The 24,499-nt window shown below is 47.7% G+C and carries 26 protein-coding genes; 17 read left to right on the plus strand and 9 right to left on the minus strand.

Annotated elements, in window-relative coordinates:
• The first annotated feature begins 92 nt into the window (after positions 1-92).
• Positions 93-1,010: an N-acetylglucosamine kinase gene (gene nagK / locus AB0763_RS15480; protein ID WP_306099337.1), complete on the plus strand. Its 918-nt coding sequence runs from the start codon at positions 93-95 to the stop codon at positions 1,008-1,010.
• A gap of 58 nt (positions 1,011-1,068) precedes the next feature.
• Here nagK and AB0763_RS15485 read toward each other — a convergent pair whose 3' ends face one another.
• Entirely contained in the window at positions 1,069-2,001 is a 933-nt protein-coding gene (locus AB0763_RS15485) for a GGDEF domain-containing protein (RefSeq protein WP_306099338.1), read from the minus strand.
• A gap of 238 nt (positions 2,002-2,239) precedes the next feature.
• On the opposite strand from AB0763_RS15485, the gene AB0763_RS15490 reads away from it, so the two are divergent.
• Together AB0763_RS15490 and AB0763_RS15495 are read left to right on the plus strand one after the other, a co-directional pair.
• Positions 2,240-2,782: a ricin-type beta-trefoil lectin domain protein gene (locus tag AB0763_RS15490; RefSeq protein ID WP_306099339.1), complete on the plus strand. Its 543-nt coding sequence runs from the start codon at positions 2,240-2,242 to the stop codon at positions 2,780-2,782.
• Positions 2,783-2,864: 82 nt separating this feature from the next.
• The gene (locus AB0763_RS15495) at positions 2,865-3,641 is read left to right on the plus strand and encodes a putative hydro-lyase (RefSeq protein ID WP_306099340.1); all 777 of its coding nucleotides are present in this window, start codon (positions 2,865-2,867) and stop codon (positions 3,639-3,641) included.
• A 24-nt stretch (positions 3,642-3,665) separates the two neighbouring features.
• On the opposite strand, the gene AB0763_RS15500 is transcribed toward AB0763_RS15495, so the two are convergent.
• A complete protein-coding gene (locus AB0763_RS15500) occupies positions 3,666-4,559 on the minus strand; it encodes a LysR family transcriptional regulator (protein ID WP_306099341.1) in 894 nt (297 codons plus the stop codon).
• 241 nt (positions 4,560-4,800) lie between these two features.
• Here AB0763_RS15500 and AB0763_RS15505 point away from each other — a divergent pair, with 241 nt between their 5' ends.
• Genes AB0763_RS15505 through AB0763_RS15525 form a run of 5 tightly spaced genes read left to right on the plus strand, consistent with a single transcriptional unit; the run spans position 4,801 to position 9,520 of the window.
• Complete coding sequence (locus tag AB0763_RS15505; RefSeq protein ID WP_368644281.1) at positions 4,801-5,787, plus strand: TRAP transporter substrate-binding protein; 987 nt, start codon at positions 4,801-4,803, stop codon at positions 5,785-5,787.
• Positions 5,788-5,791: 4 nt separating this feature from the next.
• Entirely contained in the window at positions 5,792-6,325 is a 534-nt protein-coding gene (locus AB0763_RS15510) for a TRAP transporter small permease subunit (protein WP_306099343.1), read from the plus strand.
• Positions 6,322-7,602 (plus strand): TRAP transporter large permease, encoded by a 1,281-nt coding sequence (locus AB0763_RS15515; RefSeq protein WP_306099344.1) that lies wholly within the window; start codon positions 6,322-6,324, stop codon positions 7,600-7,602. Before AB0763_RS15510 ends, AB0763_RS15515 begins: the two co-directional genes overlap by 4 nt.
• Positions 7,603-7,609: 7 nt before the next feature.
• Positions 7,610-8,263: a DUF2848 domain-containing protein gene (locus AB0763_RS15520; protein ID WP_306099345.1), complete on the plus strand. Its 654-nt coding sequence runs from the start codon at positions 7,610-7,612 to the stop codon at positions 8,261-8,263.
• Between the two features lie 9 nt (positions 8,264-8,272).
• Positions 8,273-9,520: an amidase family protein gene (locus AB0763_RS15525; RefSeq protein ID WP_306099346.1), complete on the plus strand. Its 1,248-nt coding sequence runs from the start codon at positions 8,273-8,275 to the stop codon at positions 9,518-9,520.
• A 133-nt stretch (positions 9,521-9,653) separates the two neighbouring features.
• On the opposite strand, the gene AB0763_RS15530 is transcribed toward AB0763_RS15525, so the two are convergent.
• Positions 9,654-10,835 carry an MFS transporter gene (locus AB0763_RS15530; protein WP_306099347.1) on the minus strand — a complete coding sequence of 394 codons (1,182 nt, stop codon included), beginning with the start codon at positions 10,833-10,835 and terminating at the stop codon, positions 9,654-9,656.
• A 139-nt stretch (positions 10,836-10,974) separates the two neighbouring features.
• Between AB0763_RS15530 and AB0763_RS15535 the strand changes: the two genes are divergently transcribed.
• Positions 10,975-11,862 carry a LysR substrate-binding domain-containing protein gene (locus AB0763_RS15535; protein WP_306099348.1) on the plus strand — a complete coding sequence of 296 codons (888 nt, stop codon included), beginning with the start codon at positions 10,975-10,977 and terminating at the stop codon, positions 11,860-11,862.
• Between the two features lie 59 nt (positions 11,863-11,921).
• On the opposite strand, the gene phoU is transcribed toward AB0763_RS15535, so the two are convergent.
• From phoU to AB0763_RS15560, 5 genes are all read right to left on the minus strand, one after another.
• The gene (gene phoU / locus AB0763_RS15540) at positions 11,922-12,575 is read right to left on the minus strand and encodes a phosphate signaling complex protein PhoU (RefSeq protein ID WP_306099349.1); all 654 of its coding nucleotides are present in this window, start codon (positions 12,573-12,575) and stop codon (positions 11,922-11,924) included.
• Between the two features lie 8 nt (positions 12,576-12,583).
• Positions 12,584-13,369 carry a phosphate ABC transporter ATP-binding protein PstB gene (pstB, locus tag AB0763_RS15545; RefSeq protein WP_306099383.1) on the minus strand — a complete coding sequence of 262 codons (786 nt, stop codon included), beginning with the start codon at positions 13,367-13,369 and terminating at the stop codon, positions 12,584-12,586.
• Positions 13,370-13,455: 86 nt separating this feature from the next.
• Positions 13,456-14,376 carry a phosphate ABC transporter permease PstA gene (gene pstA / locus AB0763_RS15550; protein WP_306099350.1) on the minus strand — a complete coding sequence of 307 codons (921 nt, stop codon included), beginning with the start codon at positions 14,374-14,376 and terminating at the stop codon, positions 13,456-13,458.
• Positions 14,377-14,378: 2 nt separating this feature from the next.
• Entirely contained in the window at positions 14,379-15,281 is a 903-nt protein-coding gene (gene pstC / locus AB0763_RS15555) for a phosphate ABC transporter permease subunit PstC (protein WP_368644283.1), read from the minus strand.
• 99 nt (positions 15,282-15,380) lie between these two features.
• Positions 15,381-16,373, minus strand: coding sequence for a PstS family phosphate ABC transporter substrate-binding protein (locus tag AB0763_RS15560; RefSeq protein ID WP_306099352.1), 993 nt, complete (start codon positions 16,371-16,373; stop codon positions 15,381-15,383).
• Positions 16,374-16,567: 194 nt separating this feature from the next.
• Here AB0763_RS15560 and AB0763_RS15565 point away from each other — a divergent pair, with 194 nt between their 5' ends.
• The 5 genes from AB0763_RS15565 to arsJ all read left to right on the plus strand — a co-directional run bounded on the left by AB0763_RS15565 (position 16,568) and on the right by arsJ (position 20,151).
• Positions 16,568-16,945 (plus strand): hypothetical protein, encoded by a 378-nt coding sequence (locus AB0763_RS15565; protein WP_306099353.1) that lies wholly within the window; start codon positions 16,568-16,570, stop codon positions 16,943-16,945.
• Between the two features lie 70 nt (positions 16,946-17,015).
• Positions 17,016-17,357, plus strand: coding sequence for a metalloregulator ArsR/SmtB family transcription factor (locus tag AB0763_RS15570; protein WP_306099354.1), 342 nt, complete (start codon positions 17,016-17,018; stop codon positions 17,355-17,357).
• Between the two features lie 11 nt (positions 17,358-17,368).
• Positions 17,369-18,370 carry an ArsJ-associated glyceraldehyde-3-phosphate dehydrogenase gene (locus tag AB0763_RS15575; protein WP_306099355.1) on the plus strand — a complete coding sequence of 334 codons (1,002 nt, stop codon included), beginning with the start codon at positions 17,369-17,371 and terminating at the stop codon, positions 18,368-18,370.
• 11 nt (positions 18,371-18,381) lie between these two features.
• The gene (locus AB0763_RS15580; RefSeq protein ID WP_306099356.1) at positions 18,382-18,876 is read left to right on the plus strand and encodes a cyclin-dependent kinase inhibitor 3 family protein; all 495 of its coding nucleotides are present in this window, start codon (positions 18,382-18,384) and stop codon (positions 18,874-18,876) included.
• 51 nt (positions 18,877-18,927) lie between these two features.
• Entirely contained in the window at positions 18,928-20,151 is a 1,224-nt protein-coding gene (gene arsJ, locus AB0763_RS15585) for an organoarsenical effux MFS transporter ArsJ (RefSeq protein WP_306099384.1), read from the plus strand.
• Positions 20,152-20,274: 123 nt separating this feature from the next.
• Here arsJ and lldD read toward each other — a convergent pair whose 3' ends face one another.
• The gene (gene lldD / locus AB0763_RS15590; RefSeq protein WP_306099357.1) at positions 20,275-21,405 is read right to left on the minus strand and encodes an FMN-dependent L-lactate dehydrogenase LldD; all 1,131 of its coding nucleotides are present in this window, start codon (positions 21,403-21,405) and stop codon (positions 20,275-20,277) included.
• Between the two features lie 364 nt (positions 21,406-21,769).
• On the opposite strand from lldD, the gene AB0763_RS15595 reads away from it, so the two are divergent.
• The 3 genes from AB0763_RS15595 to AB0763_RS15605 all read left to right on the plus strand — a co-directional run bounded on the left by AB0763_RS15595 (position 21,770) and on the right by AB0763_RS15605 (position 24,495).
• Entirely contained in the window at positions 21,770-23,311 is a 1,542-nt protein-coding gene (locus AB0763_RS15595; protein WP_306099358.1) for a peptidoglycan-binding protein, read from the plus strand.
• Positions 23,312-23,440: 129 nt separating this feature from the next.
• The gene (locus AB0763_RS15600) at positions 23,441-23,920 is read left to right on the plus strand and encodes a GNAT family N-acetyltransferase (protein WP_368644143.1); all 480 of its coding nucleotides are present in this window, start codon (positions 23,441-23,443) and stop codon (positions 23,918-23,920) included.
• A 128-nt stretch (positions 23,921-24,048) separates the two neighbouring features.
• Complete coding sequence (locus tag AB0763_RS15605; RefSeq protein WP_306099359.1) at positions 24,049-24,495, plus strand: DoxX family protein; 447 nt, start codon at positions 24,049-24,051, stop codon at positions 24,493-24,495.
• The last annotated feature ends 4 nt before the right edge of the window (positions 24,496-24,499 follow it).

The following is a 24,499-nucleotide window of genomic DNA, read 5'->3' on the forward strand; positions in this document are numbered from 1 at the left end:
TCGTGAGGTCGTGAGTACTCGGATATGTGACCGTCAGTTTAGGTCAGCGCCTTATCTTGACTTGAACTTAGCAAAGTATAACAGGAGCAGATATGCTGTATGGATTTGACATCGGCGGCACCAAAATAGAATTGTGTGTTTTCGATTCAGCACAACAAGCGGTACATAAAAAGCGGGTGGCCACGCCAACCAAGGATTACCAAGCCCTGCTCAATGCCGTCGTCCAACTGGCTCAAGAGGCGGATAAGCAATTTAATACCCAAGGAAGCATCGGTGTCGGTATTCCCGGCATAGAGGATGCGGTCACCAGGAAGGTGCAGACGGTGAATGTGCCCGCCGCGAATGGGCAATGTTTAGGCCCCGATCTCGAAGCCTTGCTCTTAAGACCGATCAAAATTGAAAATGACGCGAATTGTTTTGCGTTATCTGAATCTCACGCTGAACACAGTCAAGGGATGACCACCGTACTTGGCGTGATTCTCGGCACGGGGTGTGGCACGGGCATCGTTCACCATGGGAAAATTATTTCAGGGCATAATCATATGGCGGGGGAGTATGGTCACACGCGTTTGCCGATCGATGCTTGGTGGGCGTTAGGCGAAAACCCGCCTCTGTTTGAGTGCGGTTGTGGCAAAAAAGGCTGTTTGGATGCGTATTTATCGGGACGGGGCTTCGAAAAGCTCTATCACGCGTATTATCAGGAGCAATTGAGCGCAGAAGAGATAGTGGCACGATTTTCACAGCGCGAGGGCAAAGCGTGTGAGCACGTAGACCGTTTTATGTCTGTGTTGTCAAAATCCCTAGCCAGTATCATCACGATTCTCGACCCAGATATTGTGGTGTTTGGCGGCGGTTTGTCCAATTTTACGTGGCTGATTGACAAATTAGCGTCTCACATTCAGCCAGAGCTCATGCCTGGTGTCCAAGCGCCAAAATTTGTTGCGGCTCAGTTTGGTGACTCGGGGGGCGTACGCGGGGCGGCGTTTTTAAATTTACCCAGTGAACAATAAGAGACAATTTTTATTGGCGCATACCCCAATGGCAACCAACTAGGTTGCCATTGGGTTTTTATTGGCCTGCCGTGTGTGCGGTGATGACGCGATTGCGACCTTGATCTTTGGCTTGATAAAGCGCTTCGTCTGCTTGATGAATTAAGCTTTCAAGATGCCAATTTTCTTGATGTGTAGAGTGTGACAGACCAATACTGACCGTGATAGAAAGGGGCGCGTTTACTGGCCATTGGTCGTAGGATGCCACGCGTTCGCGAATGGTGTTCGCTAAATGGCTGAGCTCCTCGTATGTCGCACCGGGGTAAGCGAGTAAAAACTCTTCGCCCCCCATACGGATAAATGGGATTTTTTCAGAAATTTGTGCACGAATGATATCGGTGAAGGTTTTAAGCACGACGTCCCCCATTTGGTGGCCGAATGAATCATTGATGCGTTTAAAGTGGTCAATATCGAGCGCTAATAGCCCGCCGTTATTGTTAGCTTGCGCAAATAATGACGGCAATTTTGTTTCTAAACAGCGCCGGTTATCGCAACCGGTTAAAGGGTCGGTTGCGGCCATAATTTCAAGCTGTTGAGACTGATATTTGAGCTTGGTTTGGCTGGCGAGTAATTTTTGATTAATTTGAGAGACTTCGGTAATGTCGTGTATGGTACCGACTAAGAAGACTTCTCCCGTCGTCAGTACTAATCGATTCTTGCGGGTAATGACTTCTCTTTGTTCCCCTTCGCGATTAAACACACTTTCGTACGCTTCATCTATGTCACCTGTGGCTAAAACCCTTAGGTCACCGCCATTACATTGCGACACTTGACGATCTTTGAACACTTCAGAATCTAAATGGCCAATGATATTTTCCCTTTCAACTTGAAAAAGTTGCTCAAATGCTGTGTTGATAAAGACGTAACGAAGACTGTGATCTTTGATCAAAACGGGGGTGGGTAATATATCGAGTACTTGTTGGTATAAATTAAATTCGAGGTGATCTTTCATTGTGTAACTCAAGCCTAAAGGGTCTGTTTTAAGTATAAACGGTTATGGAAAATGTGGAGTGATTTTAATGTGATATCTCCTCATAACCTTGTGTAAAGTCACACTTTTTTAAGTTATCATTCACCGTTTTATCATTGATTTGCTCTATTGATAGCTTGGCTATTAACGCCTGAACGAAAAATAGACATCACTATGTAGAGTCTTTATATTGAATGTGTTCATTACAAGAGAGGTGATCATGCATAACACAATGGTGACGGCGCTAAGCGTAGTGGTAATGTGTTTGTCAACGTCGGTGAAAGCGACCGAGGTTGAAGTGGTACTAAAAGATAACCTGGATGGCTATTTAAACGGGTATTGTCTCGATATCAAAGGAGGCGGCCCTAATATTAAGCCAAGTGATGGTTTACAAGTGCATACCTGTTACAGCTATAAAGGCGCGTTGGGTGACGATCAAATGTTTGATAGCGAGTTATTGGCAAAACATCAGCTCTATATGCCTAAATTTGACGTGTGTGCTCAAGTTGAAGACATCAAGGCAGGCAGCACGGTGAGCTTGGCGCCATGCGCTGACGACCCAAGACAAAAAATTGTGCTGGCAAAGGATGGCACCTTGCGACCAGTCAGTGACCAATCCTTGTGTTTTACTGCATCACTAGATACCCGACGCGGTCGTAATGGCACCTCCGATCATCAAATTAAAGATCTCACCTTAGCTCAATGCAGTGAGCAACGCGCTCGTTTTCAGCAATGGCGCTACCGAACCGACATGGACGGATAATTGTTTGATTGAGTATGATAGATTCGCCTGAGCAAGGGTAGCATGAACAGCGAAACGCCAATAAAACCTAAAGGAGTAGGGTATGACGGCATTAGAATTGCGTCAAAAAATCCGCAGTAATCAATTTCAGGGCACCACCAGTGGCCTGGCGAAAGGGTATCTACAGGCCAATTTGGTTATTTTACCCGAAGATTGGGCCGAAGACTTTTTGTTGTTTTGCCAACGCAACCCAGTGGCTTGCCCCTTGATTGCGGTTGGAGAAGCCGGCAATCCCTATATCAAGGCGCTTGGCGACGATATCAATATTAAGACCGATGTACCTCAGTACCACCTTTTCCAAGACGGCGAATACCAGGCTGAAGTGGCAGATCTACAGCAGCACTGGCGTGACGACCTGGTCACTTTTGTGCTGGGTTGCTCCTTTTCGTTTGAAGAAGCCTTAATCGAGTCGGGCCTGAGTGTGCGCAACATTGAGCAAAACAAAAACGTCTCAATGTTTAACACTCATTTACCGTGCCAAAGTGCTGGCCGATTTCAAGGTCACTATGTGGTGTCGATGCGTCCATTTCTTGCCAAAGACGCGATTGAGGCAATTCAAATCACCAGTCGTTTTCCCAAAGCGCACGGTGCGCCCATTCATATGGGGGATCCGAGCTTGATCGGCATTGCTGATCTCAATTGCCCTGACTATGGTGATAGGGTGGACATGAAGCCGCACGAGATCCCGCTGTTTTGGGCTTGTGGGGTGACACCACAAAACGCCATTCGCCGCAGTAAACCGCCTTTTTGTATTACCCACGCTCCGGGTAAGATGCTCATCACCGACCGGCTAAATCGCGAATTTGCTTTGCGTGAATAACTGGTTTGCACGTGCTCGCTTTGATCACCAATCCGAGGATAACCCATCGTGTTGTAGCGCGTATTGATAGGCTTGTTTTTGCGCCATTTTGGCAATTTCAGCGACCAGGTGATCGGTAGGGTCGTTGAGATAAGACGCCGTAAATTGCAGTGAAGACAGTTTCCAACCGGGGTCAAATCGTTTTAATTTACCACTTTGCTCTAATGGCTGAGCCAAATAAACCGGTAACACCCCAATCCCGATCCCAGCAGACACCATTTCCAAACTGGTCGACAAGGTTGTGGATGAGAAAATTTGCCCAGGATCGCCATAACGTTCAAGCAATTGAGCGACCAATTCTTTATAAGGTCTCGAAACCTTTGGGAAAGTGATAATCGGTTGTGCGCTCAGATTGGTGATTGACGCACTCGCCGCGCAATACCACGCCAGTTCAAAAGGCGGCAGTGATAAGTTTTCAACATTGCCTTCGGGCAGCGGGCCCATCAAGATCACCAAATCCATCTGCCGGTGCTGTAACAGATCTCGCAAGTGGTGAGAGACATCGACACTGAGCTCGATCATGACTTTCGGATAGCATTCTCTAAGCTCAGCTAAAAACTCTGACAACCAAGAGCGGGCAATGGTCTCGGCAACGCCCACTCTTAACACGCCAACAATTTCTTGTTTAGGGATCAAATCTTTTCTGATTTGTTCGATATTGGCTTCGATTTTTTCAGCGTGAGCCAACAACAACAGCCCTTCTTTGGTCGGTGTCACGCCACTTTTTTGTCGGTTGAGTAACAACACGCCAAGCTCTTGCTCTAGAGCGGTTAAACGGGCGGATACCGCAGGTTGGGTCAAATGCATTTCGAGAGCGGCTTTGCGCACACCGCCAAGTCGCACCACGCGACTGAAGGTTTTTAATTGTTCAAACGTCATCGAAGCGTCCAAACTCTTTCGAGCTATGTGATAAATTAAATTTATCATAGCAGAAAAAAAATGATGATTTGACTTTATTGGTAGTGACACCGACACTGAAAGTGTAAAAACAACTTGGTTAAATCTCACACGTTCAATTGAAAGGAATCAATGTATGACTACTGTGCTCCCAACCTCAACCTTGCCGTCTACGGCCCGTACTCTTGTTGCCATCGCGCTATTGGCCGGCTCCTCCTCGTTAATGGCCAATGAAACCTTAGCTGTCGTGGGCAGTTGGAGTAGCTTGCCTTTGTACAAACAGTACGAACAACCTTTTTGGACCGAAACGCTACCCAAAGCGAGTGACAATGCATTTGCCGTACAGATGACGACTCATGATCAGATGGGCATTGGTGGCGGTGATGTGTTTCGCATGCTCGGTGACGGGGTGTTTGATGTCGGGATGACGGTGGCCGATTATGCCGTTTCTGATGCACCGGCCCTGGAAGCGCTCGATGTGCCTTTAACCGCGACCACAGTGTCAGAGTTCAAAGCGGTTGTGGATGCTGCTCGCCCTATGGTGGATGAAATTTACCAAAATCAATTCAATGCCAAGCTGTTAGCCATTGCCCCTTATCCGCCTCAGGTGGTGTTTTGTAAGTCAGAGATCCAAGGCCTAGACGATTTAGCGGGCAAGAAAATTCGCGCTTCAGGGCGTATGACGGCGAAATTTTTAGAGGCGCTTGGGGCACAAAGTGTCAACATTAGCTTTGGTGAAGTCCCCGGCGCTTTGCAACGCGGCGTGATTGATTGTGCGGTGACCGGCGCCGGTTCTGGCTACAGTGCCGGGTGGTGGGAAGTGAGTCAGTACTTGTTAGATTTGCCGATTGGTGGTTGGGATCCTGTGGTCACGGCAATCAACCTAGACAAGTGGCAATCGCTGTCGCCTGATCAGCAAACCTTGATACAAAGCCAAGTCAGCGAGCAATTTGAGCAACCCGCTTGGCAAGATGCCGAAAAATCCGTTCAAGAAGACATTGCGTGTTTGACTGGCAATGGCGAGTGTAGCAAAGGCGATACGCGCACCATGACCTTAGTCAAAGCCAGTGATGCGGATAAGAACAAAGCTCGCCAATTGGTTGAAGCCAATGTGTTACCGGATTGGTCTACACGCGCCGGTGACAAGTGGACCAAGCAGTGGAATGCCAGCGTCGGTCAAGTGGTTGGGTTAACCGCCAACAAGGAATAAGTCAATGAGCCCTATTATTACGCTCGTTAAGCGAGTCAACAATGGGGTAGCGATCATCGCCGGCATCGCACTGTTAGTCGGCGTTGGTTTGACTAGCCTGGAAATTGTACTGAGAGCCCTGGGAATACATTTTAGCGGCTCTGAAGAGTTATCTGGTTACTTAATGGCCGCAATCACCAGTTGGGGGATAAGCTACGCTTTGGTGCATCGAGCGCATGTCAGAATTGATCTACTGCGTGCCCGCGCTGGACAAAGGGTAAAGTGCCTTTTCGACTTAGCGGCCATGGCCAGCGTGTCGTTTGTGGCCATTTATGCGGCGCTAAAAGTGACGACCGTGGTTGAAAAAAGCATTCGTTCTCAGTCGCTGTCTAACACCGCTCTCGAAGTGCCTTTGGTGATCCCACAGACGATATGGATGTTGGGTTGGTGTTGGTTCGCCCTGTCCTCAACAGTGTTGTTATTGGTAGGCGTTTACTATTTTCTTACTCAACGATTTGAGCAAGTGGACAAGGTAATTGGAACGGAGTCTGAAGTATGATCCTATTTACCTCAACCGGGTTACTGGGTTTGTTAGCCCTGACGATACCTGTTGGTATTGTATTGTTTTTATTGGCATTTGGCATCGACCATTTCTACAGCTTTTTCCCTTTAATGAAAGGGCTGGGACAAGTTCTTTGGTCATCGTCTAATCATGCCACCTTAATCGCTATCCCACTTTTTGTACTGATTGGTGAAATCTTATTGCGTTCGGGCGTCGCTGAGCGCACCTACATGGCGCTGAACAAATGGGTGGCTTGGTTACCGGGTGGATTAATTCACGCCAACATTGCGACGTCGACCATGTTCTCGGCGACCTCGGGGTCATCCGTTGCGACGGCAGCTACGGTGGCGACGGTCGCCACACCGCAAGCGGCGAAGCTTGGTTACGACCAAAAGCTTTTTGCCGGCTCGATTGCCGCAGGCGGGACCTTGGGTATCTTAATTCCGCCGTCGATTAATTTGATTGTTTATGGTTTTTTGACCGAAAGCTCGATCCCTAAGTTGTTCTTAGCCGGTATTGTCCCTGGTTTGGCCATGGCGTTAATGTTCATGCTGGTGACCATTGTGCTCTGTTCCATTTGGCCCGCGTTAGGCGGCCCGCGTCAATACAGCCGATGGGGAGAGAAATTCGCTTCACTACCCGATTTAGTGCCGATTATTTTGCTGCTCATTTGCATTATCGGTTCCATCTATCTTGGCTGGGCAACGCCGACCGAGGCCGCCGCACTGGGGGTGATTTTCTCGCTGGTGTTGGCTTTGAGTTACCGACAATACAGCCACAATATGCTCATTGAGGCGCTAAAAGGCACCATTCGTATTACCGCGATGATCATGCTGATTGTATTAGGTGCTTATGTGCTTAACTTTGCCATGACCGCAGCAGGGATAGGTCGAGTGTTGCAAACCACGATTGAAAGTTTGGGTTTAACGCCTTTGTCTACTTTGTTGATTATTGTCTTGATGTACATCGTTCTGGGTTTCTTTATCGAAACCTTATCTTTGATGGTCGCGACGATCCCAATCGTTGTGCCGATCATAGTGCAAATGGGCTACGACAAAATTTGGTTTGGCATTTTAATGATCGTCTTAGTGGAAATGGCACTCATTACCCCGCCGGTCGGCTTGAACTTATATGTGGTCAACTCAGCTCGTAAAAACGGAAAAATTACCGATGTTATTCTCGGCAGTTTGCCTTATGTCGCGGTGATGCTGCTGATGGTGGTGTTACTGATCGCCTTCCCATCCATTTCTTTATACCTTCCTGATAATTTATAGGTGTGTTATGCAATTTTTAATCAACGGAATGAACAAAAATCTAGAAATAAAGACCTTGATCGTTGCGGGGTGGACCGCCCGGGATCAAGCCGCAGTGCAGCATCATATCGATGAGTTGGCCGAGCTTGGCGTAGCACCACCATCTACGGTTCCTTTGTTTTATCAAGTCAGTTCGCAGATGTTAACTACCTCTGATTCTATCCAAGTGCTCAGTGCGGGCACCTCAGGAGAAGTGGAGCCGGTGGTGGTTCGCCAAGGCGGTGAGTACTTTTTTGGCATTGCCTCTGATCATACCGACCGAGAGCTCGAAGCGTTTTCCGTTGCTCACTCCAAGCAAGTGTGCTCGAAACCCATCAGTGATGAACTTTGGCCTTGGGGTGACATTGTTGATCACTTAGAGCAAATCCAACTGGCGTCTTGGCTTGATGAAGGCGAGGGATGGGTGTTGTATCAAGAGGGGACATTAGCGGCGATTCGTCCATTGACAGAGCTCATCGACAAAGCACAATTACCAGACAATAGTGCCATGTTGTGTGGCACGTTTGGCGCGATTGGCGGCGTGAGACGAACGCCGAAATTTAAGATGCAGGCCTATGACCCGGTATTGGATCGCACCCTGACACTTTGCTACCAAGCCGATGAGCTTTCAGTCGTTTCTTGAGGAAGAATTATGGTTTCACACGTCAACGCCGAGGACTTATCCGAACGATTGTCTGAAAAGATTGCGCGAGCGGATCCCGCTATTTTTTACCAATTGTTTCACCCAACCGGTGAGACAATAACAGGGCCATTGAGCAACAAAAAGATATCGATCAAGTCGACCTTTGATGTCAAGGGTTACTGCACCACGATGGGGACCAAATTGCTCCAGAACAACCTGGCTCGTCAAGATGCCATCAGTGTTGAGCGCTTGAGAAACGCAGGCGCTCACCTTGTTGGCCATACCAATATGACGGAACTGGCTTATTCTGGTTTGGGGCTCAATCCACATTATGGTACAGCGAAAAACCCACTTGATGAAACACGCATACCGGGCGGTTCGACCAGTGGCGGTGCGGTGTCGGTGGCGGCGGGTATTGTCGATATCGCCTTAGGGACCGATACGGGAGGATCGTTGCGTATCCCTGCGGCTTTTTGTGGCTTAGTTGGATTTAAACCTTCGCAATCGTCAGTACCACGACAAGGGTGTTTGCCTTTATCTGACTCTTTAGACAGTGTTGGGCCTATCGCTCGCAGTGTGAAAGATTGTCGTCTGGCCTGGCAAGTCATGTCAGAGCTGGTCTTGAGCGATCATGCCCTCGACGGCATACCGACCTTTGTCGTACCCACCAATTTTGGTTTTGATGGTATGGATGCTGATGTTGCTCACCGTTTTGATGAGGCGGTACAACGCCTGATTGAGGCGGGGTATGCGGTTGAAAAGCGAGAGGTAAGCTGGTTCGAAGATTATAAAGCCTTACCCATATGGCATTTTTCAGCCGTTGAAGGCAGTCGCTATTACGCCGAGCGCTTTGCGCTCGACAGCGATGATCTCGACCCAAGGGTGAAATCGCGGCTGGCTAAAGCTGAGCAAGTGAGTGACGCTGAGTTCCAACAGTCCTTGCAGTTACGAGCGCAATTAATTGCACAGTTTACCCATCAGTTTAAAGATAAAGTCTTGTTGATGCCGACGGTGGCAATTAACGCGCCTAAGTTTGCCGATTTGGAATCTGAGCAAGGGTATAACGAGCTCAATTTGATGTGTTTGCGAAACACCAGTGTCGCCAATGTCGCCGATGCCTGTAGTGTGTCATTACCTATGGTCGCAAACAGCCTCTCTTCAGGTTTGATGCTCACTATGGCCAACGGTTGTGATCAGCATTTACTGAATGTCGCAGAGCAAGTGGAAGCGCTAATATCCGCGCCATTTGAAATCTGATCAGCAGCGCGAAGGTTTAAGTGACGCTGTCACAAAAACGCGTTAGGCAAAGCACTGCCTAACGCGTTTTTTTTCATTATGGGCTGGTATTTAAACCTTTCTCAAGTAACCCTCATTTGGCTTCGGGAACAGACTAGTTTGAGACGGTACGCATAGGGGGCTTTTTATCGAGTACGCCGCTAAATCGCGTGAGTAGTAAGGCGATAAAGACACCGATAGCACCAATCCAAGGCGTATTCATTAGGCCCAGTGACTCCACTACAGAGCCGCCGACAATCGAGCCGATAGCAATACCAACATTGAAAGCGGCGATATTGAGGCCAGACGCCACATCCACGGCATCGGGAGCATACTTTTCTGCCAGTTGTACCACGTAAACTTGCAGCCCTGGTACGTTACCAAAGGCAAACGCGCCCCAAATTAAAATGGTTAATACTGCAAGTACGGGGTTATAAGCCGTAACGTTAAATAGCAATAATACCCCAGCCAAGCCAATGAAAATGGTGGTTAAGGCTTTGACTGGTCCCCACTTATCGGCCAATTTACCGCCCCAAATGTTGCCGACAGCGACGGAAACACCATAAACCAACATGATGATACTGATGGCATTACCACTAAAGCCGGTAATCTCTTGCAAGATAGGCGCTAGGTAAGTAAACGCGGTAAACGTGCCGCCATAGCCAAAGGCGGTGATCAAATACAAGAGTAATAATCTTGGCTCGGCCAGTACTTTTAACTGCGATGACAAACGGGTCGGCTTAGGCTGGGCGAGGCGACGAGGGATCAAAATAGCGCTGCCTATTAAGGCGATCAGCCCCAAAATGGCGACGATAAAAAAGGTGGTTTGCCAACCAAAGTGCTGTCCGATCCAAGTCCCTAAAGGCACCCCAGTGACCAAAGCAACGGTTAAACCGGTAAACATAATGGCAATGGCACTGGCGGCTTTGTCTTTGGCAACCAGGCTGGTCGCAATCGTTGATCCAATAGAAAAAAAAACGCCGTGAGCCAGGCCGGTTAAAATACGTGCCGTAATCAGGGTTTGGTAATTCGGTGATTGCCAAGCGACAATATTACCGATAACAAACAAACTCATGACCGCTAATAACACCGGTTTACGGCGAAAGCGACTGGTTAAGGCGGTGAGCACAGGAGCGCCGACTGCCACGCCTAATGCGTACAAGCTGACTAATAACCCTGCCGAGGGCAAGGAGACGTTAAGGTCATTGGCCATGGTTGGGATCAGCCCAACGATGACGAATTCCGTGGTACCAATAGCAAAGGCGCTTAGCGTCAATGCCAATAATGCAAGTGGCATAATGTTCTCTCTTAAAGTGTTAGGAAGGAATGGGGGCATTATGCGCGGCTTTATTGTTGTCAAAAATAGTTGTTATAACAAAACACTTTTGTAATTATTATAGCTAATAAAATATTGAGTATGACAGACTGGAGGCGCGGTGTTATCACGTTCTGATGAGTTATTGATGTTGTTGGCCGTGGTGGATTGCGGCGGTTTTTCAGCGGCAGCCGATAAACTGAATGTGCAAGTGGCGAAAGTGTCACGCGCGGTTAATCACATTGAATCGAAACTTGGGGTCAGCTTACTCAACCGCACCACGCGGCGAGTAGAAATGACGGATGAGGGGCGCGAATTTATCGAGAGGGTACGCTCAGGGCTCGATGTTTTGACGTTGGCTGAAGAAGAGTTATTGACGAAAAAAACACTGCCTAAAGGTCGGTTGCGCGTCGATGCCGCGAGCCCATTTATTCTGCACCAAATCGTCCCGTTAGTGGCCGAGTTTAAAGCCTTGTACCCAGGGATTGATCTGGAATTAACTTCAAATGAAGGGTTTGTTGATCTGTTAGCACACCGCACCGACATTGCCATTCGCATCGGTAAGCTAACAGACTCGACACTGCACGCTCGGCGTTTGGGGTACAGCCCACTGTATATTGTTGCCTCGCCCGATTATTTAAACAAGGCGGGGGTTCCCAGTGAGGTCGAGCAGCTCAGTCAACATCATTTGATTGCGTTATCGGGGGCCAAAGTCCTCAACCAATGGCCGTTGAAGGGCTTTGTAATGCATGAGCCGCCCCACTTGATTTCGAGCAATGGCGAAACCGTGCGCCAGTTGGTGTTAGCGGGCAATGGCATTGCTTGTCTGTCGGGGTTTATGGTCAAGCAAGACATTGCCGCCGGCCGACTGGTGAGCTTGTTTCACGAACAAAGAGTGATGGGCTCACATCGTGAGCAAGTCAACGCGGTGTACTATAAATCCACCACACTGTCTAGGCGGGTATCGGCCTTTTTGGACTTTATCGACTCACGCTTGAGTTTAGATTAAAAACCGGCCAAAGCGCTTGTCTGCTTTGGCCGGTTTGTTATTAGAACAAACAGAGAGTCTTAAGTGAGGTGACCGCGAATCATAAACTGCACATCGCGAGAGATGTCTTTGACATGATCGCCAGCGCGTTCAAAATTCTTGGCAATAAACAGCAATTCTACCCATTGTTTGCTGCTCCCTTGCCCCTGTTGAATGGTATCGATTAAGCTGATGTAAATGTCTTGATAATAGACATCTAACGTATCATCGCCTTCAAACACTACCCCAGCTTGAGCCAAATTTTTGCTGTTATACGACTGCATGACATGATCAAACATGGTCAGCAAGTGTCGTTGCATACGCTCAAGTTTTTCACGCCACTGCGCCGGTAAGCCATTTGGAAAGTGCTCCGATTTGAGCGCGGTCGATTTGGCGTAATCACCAATGCGTTCAAGGTGAGGGGCAATGCGCATCGAACACAAGATAAAGCGCAGATCATCGGCAACCGCTTGTTGTCTGGCCAACACATTGGTGCTGTGGCCTTCGATTTTTTTGAGCGATTGATTGGTCAGTGTATCTTTAGCCACAACCGCCTCTGCAATAGAGGCGTCGTGGTTTAACAAGGCCTGCAGCGCTTGTTGACACTGAAACTGCACATTCTCTGCCATGGCATTGAGCTCGGTTCGAATACCATTGAGATCTCGGTCAAAATTACTCAGTGTATGAGAGACCATCGCTAAGATTACCCAAATCGACCGGTAATATAATCACGGGTTTTTTCTTTACTTGGTGTCGTAAAGAGTTGATCGGTTGGGGCAAATTCAATCATCTCACCCATGTGCATATACGCGGTGTAATGTGAAATACGGGCAGCTTGTTGCATGTTGTGAGTCACCATGAGTACGGTCGTCTCTTTGTGTAACTCGCTGAGCAACTCTTCAATTTTGGCGGTAGCGATAGGGTCTAGCGCCGATGTCGGTTCGTCGAGCAACAACAAATCTGGCATGGGCGCCAACGCGCGAGCAATACACAAGCGCTGCTGCTGTCCTCCCGATAGGCCAAAAGCAGAGCTATTTAGGCGGTCTTTGACTTCATCCCACAACGCTGCGCCGCGCAGTGAGGTTTCGACTCGCTCATCGATATCGGCTTTATTTTTAATCCCGCGAATGCGCAAACCCGCCGCGACATTTTCATAAATACTTTTCGGGAATGGGTTGGGTTTTTGGAACACCATGCCTACGGTTAAACGCACCAAGCCGGGGTCCATATTGATTAAATTATTCGCCCCAGGGTGAAGTAGAATTTCACCTTGGTATTTATTGCCTGGGTATAAGTCGTGCATGCGGTTAAAGCTGCGCAATAAGGTACTCTTACCGCAACCAGATGGGCCGATCAAAGCGGTGATTTTTTTGTCGGCAATCGGCAAGTTCACACCGTGAAGGGCTTGGACTTTACCACCGTACCAGAAGTTGAGATCTTTCACCTCAGCGCGCAAATTGTCTTGTTGGATTTGCGCTGCACTTGCCATTGCAGGCTGTGGTGTTTTGACTGACGCGGTCGGTGTCGTTTGGCTCATGGTGTTTGCACTAGTTGTAGTCATCATTTGGTTCACTCTTATTTTAGATTACGGCGTAGACGGTAGCGGATGTAAATAGCGATACCATTCATCATAATGGTCATGGCCATTAGTACGACGCCGGTCGCTGCAGCATTAACGTGAAATTCAGCTTGTGGGCGTGATACCCAGTTAAACAATTGAATTGGCATCAAGGTAAAAGGGCTTGATAGCCATTCGAAGTTAATAAAAGGAAATTCCCCTTGGAACGGAGAGGTCGGTAAGAAGGCAATAAAGGTTAACGCGCCAATGGTGATGACCGGAGCCGCTTCGCCAATTGCACGGGCCAGTCCGACGATGGTGCCGGTTAAAATGCCAGGGCGAGCCGCAGGCAAAATGTACATACGTACCGTTTGCCATTGATCCGCGCCAAGGCCATAAGCCGCTTCACGCAATTCTTGAGGAATACTGCGAATCGCCTCACGGGTGGCAACGATAATGACAGGCAAAATCAAAAGCGCGAGAACCAAACCTGCGGTAATAATGCTTTCGCCAAGACCAAATCCATAAATAAACAGGCCCAAAGCCAATAAGCCATAAATAATCGACGGGACACCGGCCAAGTTGCTGACATTGATTTCAATGATGTTGGTTAACCAGTTTTTGGGCGCGTATTCTTCCAAATACAGACCGGCAGCGACACCAAAAGGAATGGCGATACACGCGGTGACTAACATCACCAAGCTGGTGCCAACCCAAGCCGATAAAATTCCGGCCTTTTCCGCGTGACGCGAAGGGAAGTTGGTGTACAGATTGGCATCAAATAAGCGCGGAAAACCTTCGTATAACAGCTGGCCAAATACACTCACCAGCAAGGATAAGGCGATCAGCAAAATGGTAATGCCGACGGTGGCGACAATTCTATCCGCGCGTTTGTTTTTATCGACAATGCGCTCTAACGGTAAACTTTGGCTTAACATGATTAGTAAACCTCTCTGAAACGAGTGCGAAGGAAGAAGCCGATCACGTTAAAAATCAGCGTAATAATAAATAAGATTAAGCCGGCAGCAAAAACCGATTGATAAGCAATGGTGCCATGGGGAAGATCGCCCATTGCCATTTGCACGATAAAGGAAGTAATGGTTGCCGCGCCTTCTGTTGGGTCAAAACCAAAGTTGGGGTTTTGCCCTGCGGCGATAGCGACGACCATGGTTTCACCGACTGCGCGCGACATCCCCAAAATACAGGCCGCCGTAATACCCGATAACGCTGCGGGAATGACAATGTGCATGGCAACTTTAAAGCGCGAGTAGCCCAGCGCATAGCCCGCTTCGCGCAAGTGCATCGGCACAGAGCGCATCGCATCTTCACTTACAGACGCGGTGTAGGGCAAAATCATAATTCCCATCACTAGGCCAGGTGCCAGTAGGTTGAAACCCGAAAGGCCAGGAATAAAGGTTTGCAGTAAGGGGGTTAAAAATAACAATGCAAAGAAACCATACACAACCGTCGGTACCCCTTCGAGTAGCTCAAGGAAAGGTTTTACCGTTTCACGGACGCGATTAGAGGCAAACTCACTGAGGTAAATGGCCAAGCCAATCCCGGCTGGAATGGCAACGGCCAGTGCGATGCCGGCAACGGTGATCGTGGCTGAGACGAGAGTCATCACACCAAAGTGGGCATTTTCAAACATCGGAGTCCATTGGGTGTCGGTTAAAAAGTCACTGATGGCAACGTGTTTGAAAAAGGGCAGTGACTCAGAAACTAACACATAAACGATGCCTAATGTGACAAACACGGAAGCAAACGCCGCCAGCATTAATAACGTGCGGCTCAGATTGTTCCAAAACGCGCGGCGTTTTAAAAAGGCCTCACTGGCTCTCATATTGACGGGGGAGGATTGTATTTGATTCATAATTTCTTCTCGAAAAAAACAGCAAAAGAGGGCGTTGGCCCTCTTCGTTCAATGACGCGAAAAGGGCAATTATTTTGGCTCGCGTTTTAGTAGCTCTTCGATACCAACACCGATTTCAGCACCGTGGAAAACCGTACCAGTACGACGCATTTCGAAGTTCTTTTGCGCTTGTTTGTAAGCTTGTTCAGGCAGTGGCACATAACCCACTTCTTTGACTAGCTCAGGCGCTTTGTGCTCGTCCATGTAAAACTTAACGAAACGGTCAACATAGGGTTTTTCGTCCGCTGACTTTTTGCTTACGTAGATAAAGATAGGACGAGAAAGAGGTTGATAGGTTGCATTTTTAGCCGTTTCTAGGCTAGGGGCGACCGCTTCACCGCCTTTCCAGCTGATTGGCACGGCTTTTAGCTTGTCTTTGTTTTCTTCGTAATAAGCAAGACCAAAGTAGCCAAGGCCATTTTTGTCGTTGGAAATGCCTTGCACGATGATATTGTCATCTTCACTTGCGGTGTAATCACCACGGCTTGATTTGCCATCGACAACCGCTTCAACGAAGTAATCGTAAGTACCAGAATCGGTCCCTGGGCCAAACAGTTTTAGCGGTTGATCAGGGAAGTTCGGGTTTAACTGGTTCCAAGACGTGATTTTTCCTTGTGCAGCCGGTTCCCAAGCTTTTTGCAGCTCTTTAATTGTCAACTGCTTTGCCCAGTCATTTTCTGGGTTAACCACCACGGTCAGGGCATCAAGCGCTGCGGGTAGTTCGATGAATTCAACACCGTTTTCAGCACACAGTTTGCGCTCTGAATCTTTAATTGGTCGTGATGCATCAGAAATGTCGGTTTCGCCACGGCAGAATTTTTTAAAGCCACCGCCGGTACCTGAAATTCCCACGGTTACCATGGTTTTGCCTTTTTCCGCAATTTGGAACTCTTCAGCAACCGCCTCAGTGATAGGAAAAACAGTACTTGACCCATCGATTTTCACTAAATCACGAGCGCTAGCGCTATTCGCTACAGAAAACAGAGCAGCACCAACAAGCGCGGCAGTTAAAGTGTGTTTCATGACATTTCTCCATTTTGTGTGTCATTGATTAACTCGAAACTCACCTTACAAAAGAAATATGACAATTTAATTAACAGATCCACATATTCACTTATTCATATATACAGTTCGTGATTTTTGATTTAGGGTTTATAGAGAAGCGACCTTATTAATAGAAATGAAATATTGCCAATGTATCGTATAGGAGCTTAGCAATGTCGGATAAGAGAACGGTTTACCTTATTAGTTCACCTCAGCCAGAACTGGCCTGCATCGCGGCGCAATTGTTGTTTGAAAAAGCAGGGGATAGGTACGACATTCGGTTTGATGGCCATACTTGTTGTGATCCGCAGTGTTGTCAGTCTTTGGAGCGATTGGGTTATTTTGGTTACACCTATCTCGAGCCTTCGTTCATCGATGAGCCGGCTTACGATTATGTGATTGATATCAATTGCGCGATGAACCACTTCAACAAGCATAAAAGTGCTTATCAAAAAAATGTCTATTGGCAGATAGACAGTGATCAAAGTGCAACACAGCAGCTACAAAGCCACATTAGTTATTTTACTTCCCGATTTAATATTCATCTGTGACTAATTTTCGTTTGACAAGATACCCATGGTTGGTACTATATATGTATATACGAATGTAGAGAGATTGATTATGCTACCTCATCAATTTTTTAAATTATTGTCAGATGAAACTCGGGTGAGATGTTTGTTGCTGATTGCCAGAGAAGAGCAGGTCTGTGTGGGTGAGATAGCAAAGGCCTTAGATGAAAGTCAGCCAAAAGTGTCTCGTCACCTAGCGCTGTTGCGTTCGAGTGGTGTGGTGCTTGATACCCGTGAAGGGCTTTGGGTGTTTTATCGCTTGGCGGATGATTTGCCCGGTTGGATGCGCCGTCAAATTGAAGATTTGGTCAACTCTCAATGTTTAACCGCACAATACCAACAAGATATTCAACGTTTAGCACAAATGAAGCAGCAAGATAATTGCTGTGCGTAGAGGAAAATTACATGTCTATTAAAGTCGGAATTAATGGTTTTGGTCGCATTGGTCGTTTGGCGTTAAGAGCGTCATTTGATTGGCCAGAAGTCGAATTCGTTCAAATCAACGATGTCGCAGGTGACGCGGCTACGTTAGCGCATTTATTGGAGTTCGACTCAGTTCAAGGCCGTTGGCACCACGAAGTGACCAGCGATGGCAACAGTATGATCATCGATGGTAACGTGATCGCGACCACGCAACAAAAAGACATCGATGCCGTTGACTGGTCAAACTGCGATGTGGTGATTGAAGCAACAGGTAAACACCGCAAATCCGAATTTTTAAACAAGTACCTCGCTCAAGGTGTCAAACGCGTTGTGGTTTCGGCTCCGGTTAAAGAAGAAGGCATCGCCAACATCGTGGTGGGTGTCAACGATGCGATTTTTGACCCAGCACAACACCGCATTGTCACTGCCGCGTCTTGTACGACAAACTGTATTGCCCCGGTTGTGAAAGTGATTCACGAAAAATTGGGTATTGAGCAATCGGCTTTCACCACGATTCACGATTTGACCAACACGCAAACCATTTTGGATGCGCCCCATAAAGATCTTCGCCGTGCCCGCGCATGTGGTATGAGCCTTATCCCAACCACCACCGGGTCTGCAAAAGCGATTGTTGAAATTTTCCCTGAGCTTGCCGGTAAAATTAACGGTCATGCCGTTCGCGTTCCTTTGGCGAACGCTTCGCTTACCGATATTATTTTCGATGTTAAGCAAGACACCAGCGTAGAAGAAGTCAACGCACTGCTCAAAGAAGCATCAGAAAACGAACTTAAAGGCATTCTTGGTTTTGAAGCCCGTCCTTTGGTTTCAATTGATTATAAAGGCGATCAGCGTTCTACTATCGTTGATGCGCAATCGACTATGGTTGTCGGCAAACGCATGGTCAAAATCTACGCGTGGTACGACAACGAAATGGGCTATGCAACGCGCACGGCTGAGTTAGTTCGCAAAGTTGGTCAGGCATAAGGAATAACAACATGACACATCCTACTTGGGAACTGCCATTAGAAAACCAAGCGGCATTGATTTTAACCCCTTGCCCTGGCACCAAAGAATTAGCCTTAGTCGACAGCGTCGCTCAGTTAAAAGCGCAAGGCGTGAGTGTGGTTGTGACGGCTTTGAGTCAACAAGAGATGGACGCCAAATCCGTTGGTGATTTACCGCAAGTGGTCGAACAAGCGGGTATGACCTGGTGTCACGCGCCGATCGAAGATGACAAAGCTCCTGGCGCTGAGTTTCAAGCGCAATGGCAAGCCATGATGCCCACTCTTGAAGCGGCATTGGCAAAAGGCGAAAAAATCGCAATGCACTGCATGGGGGGCTCTGGCCGTACCGGTTTGCTTGCCGCCCATTTGCTGTTGGAAAAAGGGTGGCAACTTGATGAGATCATCACTCAAGTACAAGCCCTTAGACCAGGGGCGTTTACCAAACAAGATCAAGTCACTTATATTCAGCAAGTGGCGCAACAATAAGTGTTTTAAAGAGCCACGCTTGTGGCTCTATTTGATTTAGCGAGTACATTTATGCTTTCTCAACTCAGTGCCAGTGTTCGTCAATACATGCTAGTTACGTTCAACTACTGGAACTTTACTATCACCGATGGCGCTTTGCGCATGTTGATTGTGCTGTATTTCTACGACTTGGGCTACAGCACGTTAGAAATTGCCTCACTGTTCCTTTTTTACGAATTTTTTGGGGTCGTTACCAACTTGATCGGCGGATGGCTCGGAGCGCGTCTGGGGTTAAATCGGACCATGAATGTTGGCTTGGCGATGCAAATTTTTGCCCTGGCGATGCTGGCCCTGCCGCCGGCTTGGTTGACGATACCTTGGGTCATGGCCGCTCAGGCGCTGTCGGGTATCGCTAAAGACCTCAATAAAATGAGTGCCAAGAGTTCGATCAAAACCTTGGTCCCCGACGAGGCACAAGGCGCATTATACAAATGGATTGCCATTTTAACCGGCTCAAAAAATGCCTTAAAAGGGGTGGGTTTCTTTATTGGTGGTGCATTGCTAGCGACCATTGGCTTCCAGTATGCCGTTGCCGCGATGGCTTTGGTCTTGGTCTTGGTGTTTATTGGCAGTGTGATGGGGCTCAAATCGGATTTGGGCAAGGCCAAAACGAAACCAAAATTTTCTGAAATTTTTTCTAAGTCACGCAGTGTCAACATCTTGTCTGCGGCGCGCCTGTTTTTATTTGGTGCCCGCGATGTGTGGTTTGTGATTGCTCTACCGATCTATTTGGGGTCGGTGTTTGGTTGGGATCACAGCATGGTTGGCGGCTTTTTGGCCCTGTGGGTGATTGGTTATGGTTTTGTTCAGGGGATCGCGCCCAAAATCACGGGCCGAACGAAAGACTCGGCGCCGGATGGCAAAGCGGCTATTTTATGGTCCTTGTTGCTTTCTGTTGTCACTGGGGTGATTGCGTATGCCGTACAGCAAAACTGGTATCCAGAGGTCGTCATCATAGTTGGGCTATTAATTTTTGGCGCCGTGTTTGCTGTCAATTCCTCTTTGCACTCGTATCTGATTGTGAGCTACGCCAAAGGCGATGGCGTGTCGATGGACGTGGGCTTTTATTACATGGCCAATGCAATGGGGCGTTTGATTGGTACTGTGCTCTCTGGTTGGGTATTCCAAGAGTGGGGCTTTGTCGCCTGTTTGTGGGTCTCTTTTGCCTTCCTGGTCGCAACCTTTGTGATTTCTTTTTGGCTGCCAAATGAAAAAAGAGCGACGGTGATGTCGTGAAGCGGTGAAGTGTCATGATTTGACATTAACCGACACTAAAATAACCACGCCGTTGATGGAGAATCAACGGCGTAATAGATTTGACCGTAAGAAAAACAGCGAATTTTGGTAGAGAGATTCACCTTAGACCAGTGATTGTTGGTTGAAATCATGAATGTTTTTAGTGCTGGTCAATGTCATCGCGACGCGTATTTCTTGTTCGAAAATATCCAGTAAATTTTCAACCCCAGTTTGGCCTTGAGCCGCCAGAGCATAAATGAACGCCCGTCCGAGTAAAGTGCAATCGGCGCCGAGTGCGAGCATTTTTACCACATCTAAACCCGAACGAATACCTGAATCGACCAAAATGGCCAGGTCACTCTTGACGCACTCGGCGATCCTGGGCAGGGCATGAGCCGTCGACAGTACCCCATCGAGTTGACGGCCGCCGTGGTTGGAGACGACGATGCCATCGGCACCAAATCTTACCGCGTCTTTGGCGTCTTGCGGGTCGAGTATTCCTTTGATGATCATCGGTCCTTGCCAGAAGTCTCTTATCCATTCTAAATCTTGCCAACTGATAGAAGGGTCAAAATTTTGGCCGAGCCAACCGATGTAATCGGCCAGTGCCGTTGGGGTTTGTCGATAGGCGGAAATATTACCAAGATCGTGCGGCTTACCCATGATTCCGACGTCAAATGCCCACCTAGGGTGGCAGACACTTTGCATCAAGCGGCGCAGTGGCGCATAGGGGCCACTCATACCGCTGTGTTTATCTCGATACCGCGCCCCGGGCACCGGCATATCGACCGTAAAGACCAGTGTGGAGACGCCATTGGCTTTTGCCTGCTCGAGCACCGCTTTCATAAACCCACGGTCTTTTAACACATAGAGCTGAAACCACATTGGGCGTTCTATTGCTTGAGTGACTTCTGCAATCGGGCATACCGATACGGTAGATAAAGTGAATGGGATTCCTTTTTTTTCTGCTGCCCTCGCGGCTTGCACTTCGCCGCGCCGAGCGTACATGCCGGTCAGTCCAACTGGGGCAAGGGCGATGGGCATGGAAAACGACTCGCCAAATAGGGTTGTCGATATATCGAGAGAAGACATATCTTTAAGTACCCGTTGTTTCAGGTAGATGTGTTGTAAATCCTCACTATTTTTTGCCAAGGTATGCTCGGCGTAAGCCCCCCCTTCAATATAGTGGTAAAGAAAAGGAGGAAGGCGCCGCTTCGCCGCGAGTTGATAGTCTTTAGAAGAGGAAATAATCATACGCAATACCCAGTTAGATGTTGAGAAATAGTATGAACAAAATAAAGACAATTGAGCTATAAGACTTTAGTGGCAGAGTGGAAATGGATTGGCGAGTTTGCTTGCCTATCACTTTTTTAATATGAGAGCGAATCAATCGATTATTTTTCGTGATCTCGATTGTTGCGTTGATTCAAAAACGTTATTGACTGCTCAGCTTTGAATATTAATGACGAGCTGCGTCATCTTTTTGACTCTTTTAAAGAAAAATATCAGATATCTCGACTATATTTCATATCAATGATGAATCGGATTAGTAGGTATTCATCGAGATTTAATAATATTTTTTCCTTTTGGAGGGGTTATGGATAACAAGGTTCAACCAATGATTAAATTAAGTGCGCTCACGGCGGCCATTTTGCTCAGTGCGTGTAGTTCTGTGTCACCGACACAAACCTCAGAATACAGCGCTGCTGAATTGGAGCAGCGCAACAATGCCTTGCTCGAACGTGAAAAGGCGGTCGCACAACGTGAAGCACAAGCGCAAGAGGCCTTGCTGCGCGCACAAAATCAGACACCGACTCAAGTCAGCGCACTAGATACCTCAGGGCCTTTACTGCCACCGAACGCACAATCTGGCGAGTGTTATGCCCGTGTGTGGGTTGAACCAACCTATCAAAACTATACCGAAACCATTCAGGTGAAAGATGCAAGTGAAAGAGTTGAAATTGTCCCGGCCCAATACGATACGGTTGAAGAGCGAGTATTAGTCCAGCCGGCCAGCTACAAAATGGTCGCTGTGCCTGCCAAATACGATTTTGTCACCGAGCAAAAGCTGGTCAAAGAAGCCAGCACTCAGTGGCTAACTGACTTAAGAAAAGGCAGTGCGCCAGCCAGCGCTGAAGTATTACAAGCGGCAGCAGCACACGGTATTGATTTAGATGCAGCCACGCCAGGCATGTGTTTCCACGAGCATTACGTACCGGCTAAATTCGAGCAACAAGACGAGTCAGTCTTAGTCAGTGAGGGTTATGAAACAGTTGAAACCATCCCTGCTGAGTACCGTTGGGTTGAGAAACAAGTGCTAGTCAAAGAAGCCAGCACTCGCATTGAACAAGTACCGGCAAAATACGAAACGGTTACCGAGCAAGTGGTTGATGTACCAGCGCATACCGTGTGGAAAAAAGGCACAGGTCCGATTCAAAAAATCGACGAAGCCACCGGCGAAATCATGTGTTTGGTCGAAATTCCGACTACGTATAAAACCGTGTCTAAACGCGTATTGGTTTCACCAGCAACGACACAAACCATTGAAGTTCCCGCTGAGTATAAAACCGTTAAAGTGCAAGAGCTGGTTTCAGAAGCTCGCGAAGTTCGCACCCCGGTTCCGGCTCAGTACAAAAATATTTCAGTGACGAAAAAGGTTTCTGATGTCGGCTTCGTCTGGCATGAAATTCACAATCACGAGCACCCATCTAGCACGCGTACTGGCAATAAGATTTGTTTAACAGAAACCCCTGCTCAATATGAAACCGTCAAGCGTCGTATTGTGACACAACAAGCTTCAACGCAGCGCGTCGATATTCCTGCTGAATATTCAACCGTGAAAGTGACCAAGCTTGTTTCTGCCGCTCAAGAAAATCGCATTGAAATTCCGGCCGAGTTTGAGCAAGTCAACCTCAAGAAAGTCGATAAACCAGGCTACATGGAATGGCGTTCAATCTTGTGTGACACCAACATGACCACCACCACGATCATGGATATTCAAACGGCATTAGCGGATAAAGGGTATAACCCCGGCCCAATTGATGGCGCGATTGGACAACTGACGATGAATGCGGTTAACGACTTCCAGGCCGATAATGATTTACCTACGGATGAATACATTAATATGGCGACAGTGAAAGCCTTGGGCGTCAATCTTTAATCGGATAACCCAAGTCTTTTAAATTGTGAATGCCGAGCTTGTGCTCGGCATTTTTTTTGCGTGCTCGCTTTGCAGACAAAGTGCCTTTAATATTCTTAGCGTTTTTATAAAAATAGAGTGAGACAAACGATGGACATCCTTGTTATGAACCGCGCTGATGTTGAACAAGTCGCCAATATTCACCGTGAGGCTTTTGTTCGCCAGCAAGATTCTGAACTGTGGTTGAATTGCTGTTTACACGCACAACCAAGAATGCAGTTATTTGTGGCAAAGAGGGGGCAACATTGCTTGGGCTACATTATTTGGAATCAAAAAAGTGGCTTTCGTCAAAACGTGGTATTAGAGCTTGAGCAGTTGGCCGTCAGCCAAGCCTATCGCAACCAAGGTGTTGCCACGACATTGATTGAGCAATCCTTGCCTCAGGTTGAAAAAGTGCTCAACCAGCGCGGGGCGAAGATAAAACACATTATGGTGACCACACGTCAAGACAACCAAGCCCAGTCCCTGTATCAAAAGACGCTTGGGGCAAAGGTTGAGAGCGTTTTAACCGATCTGTATTCTGCCAATGAAGTCATCATGATCGCCAGAGATGTCCATATTGACGTTTAAAAACGTTCAAATAAATAGAACATCTTGTTTTATTTCTCCTGCTTATGTCGAAAAAATTTTCCTTTACACTGGCTTCATACCAGTCAGCAATGGGCTGACTAACGTTGACAATACTAAGGAAAAATTCGATGAAAGTGTTACTACAAAGAATGATGATCACCGATAACCAAATCAGTGCGTTGTTACTGCGTGTCCCCGTTGCGGTGATTTTGATGGCTCATGGCAGTCAAAAGTTGTTTGCTTGGTTTGGCGGCTATGGTTTAGCAGGCACAGGTCAGTGGATGGACTCTATTGGTCTGTCTCCCGGTATTGTGATGGCGGCGCTTGCTGGCAGCGCAGAATTTTTTGGTGGTTTGGCATTATTACTGGGGCTTTTGACTCGTCCCGCGGCTTTGGTCAGTGCATTTACTATGCTCATCGCTATTTTTTCGGTCCATTTTGAACACGGTTTGTTTATCAGTAATAACGGCTACGAATTTGCTTTAGCGCTGTTTGCCGCCACGTTGTCACTGGTCTTTTCTGGCGCCGGGGCTTGGTCTTTGGATCGCGTAATTCACCAACGTTTAACTTATTGAGGAG

The sequence above is a fragment of the Vibrio sp. HB236076 genome (assembly GCF_040957575.1).
GTDB lineage: Bacteria > Pseudomonadota > Gammaproteobacteria > Enterobacterales > Vibrionaceae > Vibrio.